General features: G+C 38.0%; 12 protein-coding genes. All 12 read right to left on the bottom strand.

Annotated features, from left to right (window positions below):
- Positions 1-77 precede the first annotated feature (77 nt).
- Positions 78-1,127 carry a galactofuranose ABC transporter, permease protein YjfF gene (gene yjfF, locus AC4E8C_RS09270; protein WP_490211818.1) on the bottom strand — a complete coding sequence of 350 codons (1,050 nt, stop codon included), beginning with the start codon at positions 1,125-1,127 and terminating at the stop codon, positions 78-80.
- Positions 1,124-2,128 (bottom strand): ABC transporter permease, encoded by a 1,005-nt coding sequence (locus AC4E8C_RS09265; RefSeq protein ID WP_490211817.1) that lies wholly within the window; start codon positions 2,126-2,128, stop codon positions 1,124-1,126. Before AC4E8C_RS09265 ends, yjfF begins: the two co-directional genes overlap by 4 nt.
- Positions 2,118-3,575 carry a sugar ABC transporter ATP-binding protein gene (locus tag AC4E8C_RS09260; RefSeq protein ID WP_490211816.1) on the bottom strand — a complete coding sequence of 486 codons (1,458 nt, stop codon included), beginning with the start codon at positions 3,573-3,575 and terminating at the stop codon, positions 2,118-2,120. Before AC4E8C_RS09260 ends, AC4E8C_RS09265 begins: the two co-directional genes overlap by 11 nt.
- Positions 3,576-3,898: 323 nt before the next feature.
- Positions 3,899-5,785 carry a substrate-binding domain-containing protein gene (locus AC4E8C_RS09255; protein WP_490211815.1) on the bottom strand — a complete coding sequence of 629 codons (1,887 nt, stop codon included), beginning with the start codon at positions 5,783-5,785 and terminating at the stop codon, positions 3,899-3,901.
- Positions 5,778-6,977, bottom strand: coding sequence for a response regulator transcription factor (locus AC4E8C_RS09250; RefSeq protein ID WP_490211814.1), 1,200 nt, complete (start codon positions 6,975-6,977; stop codon positions 5,778-5,780). Before AC4E8C_RS09250 ends, AC4E8C_RS09255 begins: the two co-directional genes overlap by 8 nt.
- 32 nt (positions 6,978-7,009) lie before the next feature.
- A complete protein-coding gene (locus AC4E8C_RS09245) occupies positions 7,010-8,743 on the bottom strand; it encodes a cache domain-containing sensor histidine kinase (RefSeq protein ID WP_490211813.1) in 1,734 nt (577 codons plus the stop codon).
- A 172-nt stretch (positions 8,744-8,915) separates the two neighbouring features.
- The gene (locus AC4E8C_RS09240; RefSeq protein WP_490211812.1) at positions 8,916-9,926 is read right to left on the bottom strand and encodes an ABC transporter substrate-binding protein; all 1,011 of its coding nucleotides are present in this window, start codon (positions 9,924-9,926) and stop codon (positions 8,916-8,918) included.
- Between the two features lie 208 nt (positions 9,927-10,134).
- The gene (locus tag AC4E8C_RS09235) at positions 10,135-13,104 is read right to left on the bottom strand and encodes a family 43 glycosylhydrolase (RefSeq protein ID WP_490211811.1); all 2,970 of its coding nucleotides are present in this window, start codon (positions 13,102-13,104) and stop codon (positions 10,135-10,137) included.
- Positions 13,105-13,325: 221 nt separating this feature from the next.
- Positions 13,326-14,282 (bottom strand): carbon-nitrogen hydrolase family protein, encoded by a 957-nt coding sequence (locus AC4E8C_RS09230; RefSeq protein WP_490211810.1) that lies wholly within the window; start codon positions 14,280-14,282, stop codon positions 13,326-13,328.
- Positions 14,283-14,401: 119 nt separating this feature from the next.
- Positions 14,402-14,596 (bottom strand): hypothetical protein, encoded by a 195-nt coding sequence (locus tag AC4E8C_RS09225; protein ID WP_490211809.1) that lies wholly within the window; start codon positions 14,594-14,596, stop codon positions 14,402-14,404.
- Between the two features lie 170 nt (positions 14,597-14,766).
- Positions 14,767-15,234, bottom strand: a complete 468-nt coding sequence (locus tag AC4E8C_RS09220) for a DUF8821 family protein (protein ID WP_490211808.1) — start codon at positions 15,232-15,234, stop codon at positions 14,767-14,769.
- Positions 15,235-15,443: 209 nt separating this feature from the next.
- Positions 15,444-15,914, bottom strand: a complete 471-nt coding sequence (gene trmL, locus AC4E8C_RS09215; RefSeq protein WP_490211807.1) for a tRNA (uridine(34)/cytosine(34)/5-carboxymethylaminomethyluridine(34)-2'-O)-methyltransferase TrmL — start codon at positions 15,912-15,914, stop codon at positions 15,444-15,446.
- Between the last annotated feature and the right edge of the window lie 118 nt (positions 15,915-16,032).

Raw genomic sequence — 16,032 nt, 5'->3', positions numbered from 1 at the left:
TGAAGCCTATAAAACTATCAACCTTGCAAATTCTTACTCCTCAATCACTCCCCTTAGCTTAATGAAAAAGTTTATTATTATGAATGAGAATCACTCGAAACAGGCTGTGAATGAACAGGTAAGGGAGCAAGCTGTTTTTTTAACCGAATGACTTTCTGTCTTCTTCTTCTCATCACAATCAAACGTTGTAAGAGGATGAATAGAAAAAGCAGAAAACCGACAGCAATCTTAGTCCACCAAGAACTAAGGGTTCCTTGAAACATAATTAATGTTTGGATGATGCCCATACTTAGTACACCCAGTGTCGGTCCTATTAAATAGCCAAATCCACCTGTTAACAAAATCCCGCCAATGACACATGCAGCAATGGCATCCATTTCCATCCCGAGTAAATGTAATCCATATCCTGACAGCATATAAAAGGTAAACACTAGTCCGCCTAAGGCTGCGCAAAAACCTGATAGCGTATAAACCATGATAATCGTCCGTTTTACCGGCAATCCCATTAATTTAGCTGATTTTACATTTCCGCCGATGGCATAGACATTGCGTCCAAATTTTGAAAACTTTGCGATATAAATCGCAATGATTACTACTATAATCGCAACAATGGAACCGATTGAAACATAACTATCTGCTGTGATATAGACTTTTGCCCGAGAAATTGCACTATACGTTTCATTGGTAATGACGATACTATCTGTACTAATCAGAAAGCTTGCCCCTCTCGCTAAAAACATCCCTGCAAGCGTGACAATCCAAGGATGTAAATCAAAACGGTCTATCATATATCCTTGAAAGGCACCAAATATAATCCCGATCAGCAATGTCAGCAGGATGACAATATAGGCATTCACACCCTGCTCCAATAATGATGCGGAAACCATGCTGACAAAGGCTACTAAGGCGCCGACCGATAAATCAATTCCACCTGTAATAATGACAAAAGCTAAACCGGTAGCTACGATTATTAAATAGGCATTATCAATGAAAAGATTGAGAAATACCTGTGTGCTGAAAAATCCGGTAAAGGAAAAGGAACCATATCCATATAACAGGAGAATGAGGACAGTAGTAGCAAGGATAAAAATATGATTCTCCTTCAAACTAAAGGTAAACGGTTTCATGAGAAGGACACCTTCTTTTTATTAAACTTTAAAAATATCTTTCTAAATTCTTGAGATTGGAATAAGCAAACGAGAATGACCACAATTGCTTTTACAATCATCACAATTTGAGGATTAATTCCCACTGAATAAATGGTAGTTGAAAGCGTTTGAATAAATAATGCACCCACTATTGTTCCTCCAAGAAAGAATCGGCCGCCGCGCATGGATGTTCCCCCAATCACAACGGCTAAAATCGCATCTAATTCAATCCACAAACCGGCATTATTCGCATCCGCACTGCTAACATTAGCACTCACGATAATACCCGCAATGGCCGCACAAACGCCGCAAATGCTGTAAACCAATAAGATGATTTTCTTTGGCTGGATTCCTGCAAACTTACTGGCTGTTATGTTGTTTCCAATCGATTCAAGAAAAAGCCCCATTGCTGTCCTTTTCTTTAAATACATCATAATGAGAAATATCACAGCACCGATATAAATAGGAAATGGCAGTCCCAACAGAAATCCTGAGCCGATATATTGATAAAGCTCATTGTCAATGGAAAGAATCTGCCCGCCAGTAATTAATTGGGCAATCCCCCTTCCGACTGTCAAAAGAATCAAAGTTGCTACCATCGGCTGGATTTCAAAGACGGATATTAAGATTCCATTCCAAAAACCACAGATGATTCCGACTGCAACAGCGGCCAACAGTGCTGTCCAAACAGATGAATTTTCCATCATGGAAGAAGCCAGCGCCCCCGAGATTGCTAAGACAGAGCCAACTGAGATATCAATCCCTTCTTTAGCAATGACGAGTGTCATCCCAAGAGAAATGATTAGTAGCGGCATGACCCGATTTAATATGTCGATTAAACTTCCAAATAAATGTCCGTCTTTAATCTTGATCGAAAAAAAACCCGGGATAAAAAAGAAGTTTAATAGAAGGAGGATCCCCAAAGCCACCAGCGGCCAAAATATTTTCATCTGAGAAAACCTGTATATGTTATGTTTCATGGATTAGTTCTCCCTCCGCAATCATATCCATAATTCTTGATTCACTCATCTCAGACCGATCTAATTCCCCGATTTTTTTCCGATCACGCAGTACAATTACTCTGTCACAACAGGCAACCATTTCTTCCAGCTCTGCGGAAATAAACAGAATCGAAATCCCCTTCGCTGCTAAGTCTAGAATCAGCTTACGGATTTCTACCTTTGACCCGACATCAATCCCTCTTGTTGGTTCATCTAAGATTAATAGTTTAGGATTTGTTGCCAGCCATCTTGCAAGGATGACCTTCTGCTGATTTCCGCCACTCAAATTTTCGATTCTTTCTTCCATACTAGGTGTTTTAATACTTAGCAAATCAATGTATTTTTGAGCAATCTCCCTCTGCTCTTTCATGGGAATAAACTTAAATAATCCTCTCTTTGTTTGCAGGCCTAAGATAATATTTTCTCTAATCGATAAATCATTCACAATTCCTTCGACTTTTCGGTCTTCTGGACAAAAGCTTAGTCCATTGTCCACTGCGGCCTTTGGTGTCATGGACCGAATATGCTTGTTATCTATGGTCAGCAACCCTTCGTCGGCTTTTTCTATTCCGAAAAGAACCTTGGCCAGCTCGGTTCTTCCTGAGCCTAATAACCCGGCTAAGCCCAAAATTTCCCCTTTCCTCAAGTTAAAATCAATCGGGTTAATCATCCCTCTTCTTCCTACTTTTTGTGCACTAATTAACACCTGTTGAGGTCCTTTTCTAGCCCTCTTATTCACTTGGTTCGAATCTTCTCCCCATTCCCTGCCGATCATTTTTGAGACAAGTTCGGTTCTTGAAATCTCACTGGTTAAATATTCACCGATTTGTTCCCCGTTTCTCAAAATGGTGATTCTATCCGTAATTTCAAATATTTGATCTAAAAAATGACTAATGAAGACAATTCCCATTCCCTCACTTTTTAAGTTCTTCATTACATCAAACAATTGCTTCACTTCATTTTTATCTAAGCTGGATGTCGGCTCGTCAAGAATCAGCACACCGCTCGATATATCAATCGCCCGTGCAATCGCTACCATTTGTTGAATCGCAGTTGAATATGACGATAATATTTTCGTTACATCAATATTGATTTTCAGCCGTTCGGTTAGGATCGTTTCTGCCCTTCGATTCATTTCTTTCCAATCAATACGTCCACGTTTCTTTGGTTCCCTGCCGATAAAGATATTTTCCGCAACCGAAAGGTTTTCACATAAATTGATTTCTTGATACACAGTACTGATCCCTAAGTGCTGTGCATCTTGGGGTGAGACCGGATTGATGGGTTTGCCATCTAAATAAAACGTGCCCTCATCTTTTTCATATACTCCGGTTAATACCTTTATTAACGTTGATTTCCCTGCCCCATTTTCACCCATGAGTGAGTGAATTTCGCCTCGTCGCAAATTGAAATTTACGTTCGACAATGCTCTTACTCCTGGAAATCTTTTAGAAATCCCTTCCGCCCTTAATAATATTTCAGAACTCATACCCAACACCTGCTTTATCTCAATTTCTTCTCATAACTCCTAGTCAACATAAGCATAGATTTAGTATAAAGATGCTAAATATATATGTATTTAAAATAAAGAGTTTTTTTTTATAATTTTCAGTTAAATGTAAGGAAAGCGGAGGGTGACTAGGCGCTAGGGCGCTGGAGCTGGCCAATTCACAAAGTTAATAAATTTTATGCGATCCTATCTTCGAACAAAAAAAGCCAAGTATTTCGCAATACTTGACTTTTATTCCCCTAATAGTTTCTTTTCTTTATTTCTTTCCTTGCTTCTTCTTGAGTAAACGTTCGTTCTGATGTAATGATTTTCATGGGGATTTCTTTTCCAAGCACTAAGTCTTTTGCCGATTTCATTATCTGCGGTCCTAATAGAGGACTACATTCAACTGAGAAATTTAGTTTACCTGTGCTTAATGCACTAAACGCTTTTTTAGTAGCATCGATGGAAATGATTTTAATATCTACACCAGGCTGCAAACCAAATTCTTCAATTGCTTCAATTGCCCCAATGGCCATGTCGTCATTATGGGCATAAACCACATCAATTTCTTTGCCCCATTTTTCAAGAGCGGTCTTCATCATTTTTTTCCCTTTTTCCATGGTAAAATCCCCTGGCAGTGTTTCAAGGATGGTATAGTTTGTATTTTCAGCAAGCACTTCTTCAAAACCTTGTTTTCTCCCTTCAGCGGGTGCAGAATTCTTCGTTCCCTCTAGTTCGATAATCTGCATAACCTTGTCTGCTGTTTCTTCATTCACTAACCACCTTGCAGCCCTTCTGCCCTCCTCCACAAAATCAGAACCAATAAAGGATGTCCATAATGATGAATCTTTTACATTAATTTCTCGATCTGAAAGAATAACAGGAATTCCAGCGTCCTTTGCTTCTTTCAGAACCTCTTCCCAGCCATGCTCTACTTTCGGGGAAAAAGCAATGACATCTACTTTCTGCTTTATAAACTCCCTAATGATCTCTATTTGCTTTTCTTGATTATTTTCTGCATTTTTCAGAATAAGTTCAACACCTGCATCCTTTGCTGCTTTTATAATGGATTGAGTATTGGCAGAACGAAATTCACTTTCATTCCCTACTTGGGCAAATCCAAGCGTTAGTTTACTATTTTTCTCTTTTGTGGACTTTGTTCCTGCCGCCTTTTTATAGAGATAGTCCATAATATTTTTTTCATTGACTTCATGATTTCTTAAGATGATTTTTTTAGGTATCACTCCTTTTTTTCCGAGGATCTCCATGGCATATTGGATTGCTTCCCTGCCGCCGGTCGGGGTTATGAAGGTCGTTTTAATTTTTTTCTCTTTCACTAATTGTAATCCGCCATTTGGCTTATTAACCCCATCACTTCCTATGATGGTAATGTCATGAAGTCCTAATGATTGGATCGCCCGATATGCTCCGAGAGCCATTGCATCATTATGGGCGTATACCAAGTCAGGCGGGTCTTTTCGACTCTGCAGTACTACCTTTAATTTATCTTCGGCAAAATCTCTTTGCCAGTTAGCTACTAGGACATCTCGAATTTTATACATAGGATTTTTAAGAAGAGACTCTTGAAAGCCTTTACTTCTCTCTTCTGCCTGCAAGGCATTGGTTAGCCCTTGGATTTCAACAATGTCACCACCCTTATTACCCAGAAGATTCATTGCCGCTTCTGCTGCCATTTCTCCAATAAAGTAATAATCCGATCCTATGTAGAGCGAATAATCGTATCCTGTGACACCTCTTCCAAGAACAATGACAGGAATTTCTTTGTACATTTCTGAAATAACGGGTGTTAATTCGGAGGAATTATCAATAGAAACAATTAATAAATCAATCCCAAATGATTTTAACGTTTGAATATCTTTAATTTGTTGTTTTGTACTTTGAGCAGCATCGGTATAAATCACCCGGATATTATCATGTTTAGCCACTTCACTTTTTAATTCTTCATTCATGAGCACCTGCCATGGTTCATGTAAATTGGGCTGTGATACACCAATCACATACTCCACTTCTTTATCGTGGTCAGATGCGCTTCCAATTAAGCTTGTCTGACTGAACATATAGAGGAGGGCAATGCACACACTAGTCCCAATAAATAAGGTTCCGTAGACAATTTTCTTATTCATAACTTTTTGCACCGCTTCTATATACCGTTGGAGAAATACCTGTTACTTTTTTAAAAGTGTTACAAAAATAATGCTGGGTACTATATCCAATCATATCCGCAATTTCATAGATCTTTAAATAGGGGTCTTTCATTAGCATCAATGCTTTATTAATTCGCACTTTTGTTAGATAGTTAATAAATGAAACTCCAAGTTCTATCTTAATTCTCTTGCTTAAATAAGTTGGACTTACCTGAACCTTCTCAGCCACCTCATTCAAAGAGAGACTATGCTCGAAATAATGATGATCAATATAGTCCTTCGCAAGGATCACCATTGGCGATAAACTAATATAAGAAGAAATCTCTTCTCTTAAAACCCTGTAAACAGAATCGAATTCTAAATAATGGGTTATCTTTCTTTCGATACAGATAATCACTTTACCTAAAAATTTTTCCGTGTAATCCTTAATCTCCCTGTTCACACGAATGAGTTCTTCCATTTCAATATTTGGCAGAAGAATGACCATATTCCCCAAAGAATCTTCGAATAACTCCGAGGATGGATGCGCTTTCAAATAATCCCGAATAATATTTTTCAAGGAAAAGGTCATAAGGGCGTCACTCCATGGCTCCTGGGAGCCGCTTTCATCGATTTCTCTAACAATTTTAAATAGGCTGATTCCTACTTGATTGTCTAATTGGATATTTAATAGCAGGCTGCGTTTTTCCACTTCTTCAACTGGAACCTTACCTGCTGCCCATTCTTGCAGGAATTTTTCCTTTAAAATAAGTTTATTATCTTCTAACTGTAAATCTAGCTGTTTACTTCTATTAGTCTTCTCTAGCATCTTGGTTGCATTTTGTACTGTCTTTACCAATTCTTCTTTATTTACTGGCTTTAATAAATAATCGAACGCATCCATTTTAATAGCTTGCTGTGCATAGCTAAATTCATCGTATCCGCTAATCACAATAAATATCGCTTCGGGAAGATGTTCTCTTAACTCTTTCATCAATTCCAGTCCATTTAAAAATGGCATATTAATATCCACAAATAAAATATGCGGCTGATGTTCAATTGCCAATTCTAATGCGACTTCTCCATCTTCCGCCTCACCTACTACCGTAATAGAGTAATCTTCCCAGTTCGCTGCGTACCTAAGCCCTTTTCTTATTGTTGTCTCATCTTCGGCAATCAATAATTTCCACAAGATGAACCCCCCTCAACAAAATTGGAAACACCTTATATTCTTATTACTGGAAGTAACACAATAATTTCTGTTCCTACTTGATATTCACTTTCAACCTGAATGCCAAAATGTGGTCCATGCGTCAACTTAATCCGTTCATTCACATTATATAAACCATAGCCTTTTCTTTGTTCATCTTTCATGGTTGCTAACGAATGATTCAATTGAACTAGTTTTTCATTGTCAATCCCAATCCCTGTATCTTTAACAGATAAGAAAAGCTTATTTTCATCTTCCTGCCAAATCCTTATCGTGATTTTCCCTTTTCCCCGTTTATTCCGAATACCATGGTAAATAGCGTTTTCTACAAGCGGCTGTAATGTTAGTTTCAGAATTTGATAATGTTTCAGTTTGTCATCTACTAGGATTTCATAATCAATTTTCGATTCATAGCGGGTCATCTGAATAATTAGATAGCTTTTCACATGTTCAATTTCTTCTTCTACTGTGATAAATTCGTTTCCTTTATTCAAGCCAATTCGGAATAAAGTTGTCAGTGCATTCACCATTTCTACGATTTTATTAGCTTTGTATTCCTGTGCCATCCATTGAATGGTATCAAGTGTATTGTACAAAAAGTGCGGTTTGATTTGAGCTTGCAATATTTTAAGCTCTGCTTCTCTTTTGCTTTTTTGTTCCTGATAGACCAAATCAATCAGCTTTTCAACCTGCTGGATCATCTTATTGTAACTGTTGCCCAACTGACCTATTTCATCTTTATATTTTGCCTCAAATCTCAGGTCGAACCGGCCTTCCTCCACTTTCTCCATTAAATTCATGAGTTTTTTTACAGGTTTTGTGATGGTACTCGCAAAAAATAATGATACGATGGAACCAATAATCAATGTCACTATGGCAATGATGAATGTGTAGCCTTGAACCTTTGAGACAACCTCCGTTGTTTCGTCCAATGAAAACACACCCACAATCTTCCAATCTATATTAGGTATCGAATTATATATAATTTGGAATTTATGATGATCAATCTCTTTTTCTATTGGCGCTGACTTTTTTTGTGCAATCCAAGAGGGATGAATCCGATATACCGTAGAGTTGACAGGAGAATAGACAACGTTCCCATCTTTGTCTGTAATAAAAATAAACCCACTTTTTCCAATCTTGATGGATTCAATGACGTTTTTAATGAAGTCTAACTTTAAATCAATTAAGATTACCCCAACCACTTCATTGGTTAGTGGATCTTCGACAGCTTTCACAAGTGATAACACATTATTAACTTGATAGTTATTTTGGTTTTTAAGGTTCCTGCCAATCGGGTTACTAATTAAGTGAATTTTTCCAGGTGATTTTACAGCCTTTATGTACCATGACTCTTGTATAAGTGGATCTCTAGAAACACGTATTAATTCATTACTTATAAATTGGTCGTTTTGACTAACTAATATAGTGCCAGCTATTTCAGGATGCCGCTTCTGATAAATCGCAATTTGTTCTTTCACATCCGTAATATTAGTTTCCGTGGTGGTGGGATGTTCCATAAATTGTTGTACAGATTCTTTATTTGCTAAATAATACATAATATTATCATTTTCTTGAATTGTATTTTCTATCGATTTCCATACTTGCTTAAGCATCTGGTCTGTATATGAATTGGCTTCATCTTCCATCGATTGTCTATAAATATTGCCGCCTAAAATACTTAAGGTTGAAACACATAAGATAATAATGACGATAAAGTAGAACAAAAGTTTAAATCGAATACTCACACTTTTTAAATTGGATAGGAGTTTTAATACAATATGTCTCTACCTCTTTTCCATTCATTTATTAATAATATTAACAAAGTTTAAATAAATTTAAAATATTTTTAATATTTTAAAATCTATTAAATAAAAAAATCGAAATTGTGGGTGCACAATTTCGACTTTCCCCATTCTATTAATACTTCCGTGATGGTAACGCTTTTTCTGCGGCGTCTTTTCCAACGAAAACTGTTTCCTCTGTCTTAATCCATCTTTCAATTTCTTTTCCATCTTGTAAATCCTGTGCTGCTTGTGCGAGCTGCGGTCCAAGTAATGGATTACATTCCACAATAATATTTGATTTTCCTGCAGCAACTGCTTCAAAAATAGCTTTAATTCCATCAACTGAAACTACTTTAATATCTTCTCCTGGTTTTAATCCGTATTCCTCGATGGCTTGAATCGCACCTAACGCCATGTCGTCATTATGGGCATAAACTGCATTGATGTTCTCTCCATCTGATTTCAAAAATGCTTCCATTACTTCTTTGCCTTTTGCACGAGTAAAATCGCCGCTTTGAGATTTAAGAATCTTGTAGTTTGGGTTTTCCTTAATGACGTTTGCAAACCCTTCCATACGATCATTTGCTGCACTAGCTCCAACCGTTCCCTGGAGTTCTACGATATTTACTTTTGAATCTTTACCCATGAGATTAATTAATTCTTTGGCAGCATTTTCACCTTCAAGGATAAAATCAGAACCAATAAAGCTTGTATATAATGATTCATCTTTTACATCGATACCGCGGTCTAATAATATAACAGGGATCTTGGCATCCTTAGCTTCCTTTAGTACTGTTTCCCAGCCTGATTCGACCACAGGTGCTAATGCAATAAGATCTACTTTTTGAGCGATGAAACTTCTAAGTGCTTTTATTTGATTTTCTTGTTTTTGCTGTGCGTCAGAGAATTTCAATTCAAATCTTGGATCATTCCCTAGCGTATCTTTGATAGATTCTGTTTCTGCTGTTCTCCAGCCGCTCTCCGCTCCTATTTGCGAGAATCCAACCACAATTTTTTCGTCTTTCTTTCCATCACCTTTACTATTATTACCTGTGCTTGATGATTCACTGTTACATGCAGCAAGTAATAGAATCAGCATGATGGAGGATAATAAGTACATAAGATATCTTTTTGACTTCAACAATTTCTTTTCCCCCCAACTAGTTTTGTCTTCTTAAGAATACAAAGAAAAGAAAAAAATGTATTTATAATAAAACATAATTATTTGCAATTTTCAGTTTTCGTTTTCTGCACATCGACCTACATCCATGCAAAATGAAAGAGTGTACCAAAAGAAACACTTCTGGTACACTCTTTCGAAAAATTACCTGGCTGATGCCGCCGATCCACCTTTATTCCAAAGATTCTAGTAAAGCAACGACATCAGTATTTAGCATTTCCTTCACTTCACTTGTAATATATTTATCCATCGCCTTGTTATTTAAATGTTCGCGGAAATCGATCAATTTCTTAACCGCTTGCTTGTCATGACCTATATCGCGCTGATGCTTGGCTTGTTCTAAATGATTGCTTAATTGACTTGCAAGCGGGTGCTGGATCGCACCGCTTTTTTCATAACCTCGAAGCAGTTGTTCAATGGTTTCCATGCTCGTTGTCACTTCTACTGTAATCGTATTTGAAGTGACGGTTAAACCGTTTAAAGTGACCTTAACATAAACAGCTGCCGTACCTGGATCACGGGCTGTCATTACTCCATCAGCTACAGTGATCACATTGCTGTTACTGCTAACATACTCTATGTCGGCTTGACTTAAATCAGCTGCATTTCCATTACCGTATGTTCCGCTGATCTGCAGGCTGGATTGCTCATTTCGATGCAGTGTTAAATGCTCAGCCTTCAGGGTAATGGAAGCTAAACTTTGTTTTGTTTGAACCGTTACTTTTGAAGACACTTTCAGGCCGTCTATGACTGCGGTGATGGTGGCAGTTCCTTCGCTTTTACCTGTTACAACACCTTTTGAATTCACAATGGCTACATCGGTATTATCTGATTTCCAAATGATTGAATTTGTGAAATTCACGGGTTTTACGTCTACAGTGAGCTGCTTTGTTTCACCTAAATAGACGATTGTTTTTGCATCAAGAGTTATATCGACCGCCTTGACAGATGGAAGTGCAGGATTTGGCCGATCTGCTTTGTACATCGTGATATAGTCCATATTCACATTACCTATGGAGCCTTTATCAATACGGTAACTGATTACATTTTTCCCTTTTTGCAGGTTCAAACGTTCGGAAGCTGTAAACCATTCTTCCCAGCTAATAGCGGTTTTATCTGGCGTAATGGTCTTTACAAAAATTCCATTTACATATACATTGACCTTTGCTCTTGCAGGCAATTGAGTGGTCGGATTATGAGTGGATTCACCATTAACCGCTTCCCCGTATGCGTATCTCATCCCAACGATATAATCACCTGCTTCTTCTGCATTCACAACAAAACTAGCTTCTGCACCGGATGTTTTTGGCAGGTTAATATAACCCTCTCCTTGATAGTTGGCATTCGTATTGCCTTTTGTAGTGTCACCATAGTGAATTGCACCCTCTGCTTGATACATCTCTCCCTGCCCTAAATCTCCTGAAGGCAGTTTCTGCCATTCATAAGGTGAAACAGGCTTACCAAAATTAGGGGTTCCATCTTCATTCCAGCCAAATTTCTTAATATTTACTTGCCGCCACCAGTTACGTCCTGTATCTTTGTAGACGCGTGAATGATAGATCATCCAGTCTTCCTTACCATCAGCCGATTTCACAAAACCTGCTCTGGCAGGCCCAGATACATCGTTAGTAGCCACAAATACATCCTCTGTCCGGCTCCATGAATCTTTGTTTAAAATATCACCATCTGAATTCATAAAATAGGATAAACGATAGCCATTGGATTGGTAGTCACCTTCTGATACAGTGATAAAAACCTTTCCATCTCGTTGTAATACTCGGGGACCTTCCCCGCCTCCGCCTGGCAAAAACGAACGATCTGCTTTAATAGTATAAGGATTAGCCATTGGTGCAATGGCAGGCCCCTCAGGTTCTCCAGAGCCTAATGTTCCCCAAACAGCGTATAATTGTCCGTTATACTCAAAGACTGTAAAATCGTTAGCTTGTTTATACTCCCCTTTTTCTCCTGTATAAAGGGCACCCTTATCCACATATTCACCAAGTGGATCATCGGTAACGGATTCCAAAACCGTTGCCATATGCCGGTAGCCATACTCCTTCAAATCAGCACAGTAATAAATGTACCACTTACCATCAAAGAAGAAGATTTCCGGAGCAAAAATACGCGTTTGTGTTCCTTTCGAATCAAATACCATTACCTTTTCACCCTGATCGGTCAGTGTACGAGATTTGGAGACATAAACTTTATTATTGGAGTCTAAGTTACTCGAGGACACAAAGTAATAGAATCCGTCCTTGTATGTTACAAATGGGTCTTGACCTTGATATAAAGGATTGTTAAATTTTTCAAAGGCAGAAGAGCTTGTGACTCCCATTTCCTTCATAAAATTGGAGCGAGCAATGGATAAGGTTTCCGCCTCGTTTATTAGTACCTCTGCATTCTCCCTAGTGTTTGACTCCTGATCATCCATCGTTTGAAGCAATTCCTCAGCTTTTAATTTTGCTTCATTTATAACATCCATCGCATTTTTTGGTACTTTGTCAGCAAAGTTCCCAGTTAAATAATCTGCCTTTTGGATCTCTGCTGATAAGTCTTCTTTTTTAGCGGTAATCAAACGATCAATAGGCAAGTACAGTGCTGATTCCGGCACCGTTTCTCTTTTCTGGCTTGCACTTTCCCAGTCCATTCGGAGCCAAGAACCGCCCCAGCCTTGTAAATATTCCACTTTAATATCGTAATGTTTTCCAGCTTCTAAAGAAATTGGCGCACTCACCTGTTCGATTTCCCATTTTTGCTGCCAAAAATCAATGATTAGCTTATCATTAATCCAAAGTCTAAAACCGTCATCCCCAATCATGTGGAAGGTATAGTCTTCGCTATATTTCGGTACGATGGTTCCCGTAAAACGGGCCGTATTATAATCCGGCGTACCTGAAAATTCGTTAAAAATGCTTGTAAAAGAATCACCATTTAAATTTCCAATATCTCTTTCTCCTCGAAAGTCATTGAAATTAAATACGTTGATATCTTCCCGATTATCTGGATTCCGCTCCACCTTAAAAAATTCACCCAATAAACCATGGCCATCCATCGTTGGATCGGCTGCATGACTGGCGTTCGGCGGGCTGAACATCGCAGCTAAAAGAAGAATGGTCATAAAGATTCCTATCACTCTTTTCATATCTGTTCCTCCTTAAGATATTAAACTCTCTTAAGCTTACAGACATTGAAAAAAATTGTATTTAGAATAAAACATCCTCTTTTGCAATTTTCAGATTTTCTTAATCACAAGGTTTAGTTCCCCTCAACTTTAAATTAAGCTAGAATTGAAATATCTTTGCTTTCTTTCATTCTTTGTTTTTTAGTTCTTTTAGTTTGTAAGAGGGGTGTTTTGAATATGTGTTATTTCTGCCAAATGGTACTCTCTTGTTTTTCTTTGTTGACTACCAATTTAAAAACATCCGGTCTTGAATAATGACCAACTGGATCAAAGTCAAAGTGGCTGTAAGCAATTTGTTTCAGATCAAGGTCAGCCATTATGATCTCTTCTTTTCCCCAAACAGGTTCAGATATGTATTCACCCAAAGGTCCAACAATTGCACTTCCTCCATTACACATCACTTCGGGAGCAGACTTTAAATCATCATAACAAGCTAAATCTTCAGGATACATATCTTTCGTAACATATTGATTGCAGGACAGGACAAAGCATCTTCCTTCCATTGCAATATGGCGGATGGTTGACTGCCAGGACTCCCTAGCATCGGCAGTTGGAGTAATAAAAAGCTGAACGCCCTGGGCATACATGGCAGCCCTCGCTAATGGCATATAATTTTCCCAACAAATCAATGCACCAATCTTTCCATACGGGGTTTCAAATACAGGGAGTGTACTTCCATCGCCCTCACCCCAAACGATTCGTTCCGCTGCAGTTGGTTTTAATTTACGATGTTTTCCTAAAAGCGATCCATTGGGACCGATGAAAATGACTGAACAATAGAGAGTGCCCCCGCTATTTTCATTATCGCGTTCAATTACCCCCATAATAAGGTAAACGCCAGCCTCCCGTGCGGCTTCCCCAAGTATGTTTGTTGCCTCACCAGGTACAGGAATCGAGTTCTCCCAATATCGATACCAATCTTTCCTTCCGTCTTCCGTACGGCTACCAATAACCGTTCCAAATGATAAGCCTCTCGGATAGGCAGGGATAAAGGCCTCTGGAAAAACAACAATATTGGCTCCTCTTTCACCAGCTTCTCTTATTAATCTTACCGATTTCTCCAGGGTTGCATGAAGGTCCATTAGTACGGGAGCCGCTTGAATAACAGCAACTCTCACACTTTGATTCGTTTTCGTCATATTTAAAACACCTCTAGTAGATTTATATGATTAATTTTTATACATTATGGATATTGAGATTCATAGCTGTTAAGTTTCAAAAAAACCTATCTTACTAGGCGATAGGTTTTTTGGGGATATTAGTTAAAAAATACAATAAAAACTCCCAGTGCAATCAAAGCTGCAGGAATAAAGATGGCATAAATTAAAGTTAAATTAGTAGTGTTTCTTTTTGCCGAACCACTATAGTTTTCGTCCCCTTTTCCCGCAACTAGTAATGTAGCAATAATAGCCATAGCGATTACGAAAATTACCAAAAAGGATAAAATCTTCATATAACACCTCAAATATCTTCTTATTTCCAACATTCATTTTCTAATACTTATATATTAATAACTTCGATACTCAAAGAAAAATACCTGTTTATAGTGTGAACTTTCATTATTAAAAATAGCGTGAAGGGCGAAAATTAAAAAAATCTTCCAAGATGGAAGATGATTTTGCTTTAATATTCACCTTTAATGACAAAATATGAACCCCTAATGGTGCCAGCTAGTTTAGACTTCTGCCTAGCAAACTTAAACTTCCCTTCTAACTCCTTTGGTACCTCCATCCCCTCAGAAAGCTTAAAACCAACAGCCCGCTTTGGCTTAGGGCCATCAACCGTATACAGGACGTTGACCGAAAGACCATCTTCATAAAAGACGTAAGTCCAATCGATATTTTCCACTTGAAAACGCGACGTTTCCAATGGTTTGGCCGCAAACTCAATATTACGTTCTTCTTTCAAAATTCGGTTCACATAATCAAGGGTCTCGCCGGATTCGCTAGCTGGGACAACCGTAAATTCATGCTTGTATTTATTCATAAAATAGCGGGCTTCATTGGCACGTAAACCGGCAAGTGCGTTTGCTACTGGTGAAGACTCTAAACCAACCGTAGACACATTTTTAAAATCAACGATATAAGACATTTCCAACTCTCCTTTTATTTCTTATTTCCCCATATTAATTATTGAGAAATGATCTTCACTGCTTGGATATTTGCAAAATAGGGTGCTCAGCTTACACTCTGACCGAGCGCCTTTATCCCATCTTCATCAAATATAAGCAACCGTATGATTGCTTGTCAAATAGAGTTATGCAGTGTGCGAATAAAAAAATCTTCCTAGAAGGAAGATTTTTACTTTAAATTAGGAAATCCTTGCTGGCGCAAAGCCTCATACACCAATATAGCAGCTGTATTCGAAAGGTTCAGTGAACGAATATTACCACTCATTGGTATTCTCAAAAAGTGATCCTTATTTTTTCTCAGTAAATCTTTAGGTAAACCTGTTGTTTCTTTTCCAAACATAAAATAATGTTCCTTTGATTCATCACTGAAATCAAAGGATGAATGTGCTTTTTCGCCAAACGTCTCAATATAATAAAACTCACCTTGATTTTTTGAAAAAAAGTCATCTAGGGAGTCATAATACGTTATGTTTACAAACTGCCAGTAATCCAACCTTGCTTGTTTGATCATTTTTTCATCTGTCGAAAAGCCAAGGGGGCGAATTAAATGCAAGGCTGTATCAGTTCCTGCACAAGTACGTGCAATATTTGCAGTATTAGCCGGAATTTCTGGTTGATATAATACAACATGTAATGCCAAGAATGGTCACCTCTATCTTTATATTACCATTCCCATTATAGCATAAGAATGTAATGGTTAGAGGCAGGTTCCTTTATCATCGATGTTAATCTACAAGGATTTGATTTCCGTCTGAATT

The sequence above is a fragment of the Neobacillus sp. SRL179 genome (assembly GCF_984799095.1).
This window is presented reverse-complemented; position numbering and strand designations above follow the sequence as displayed.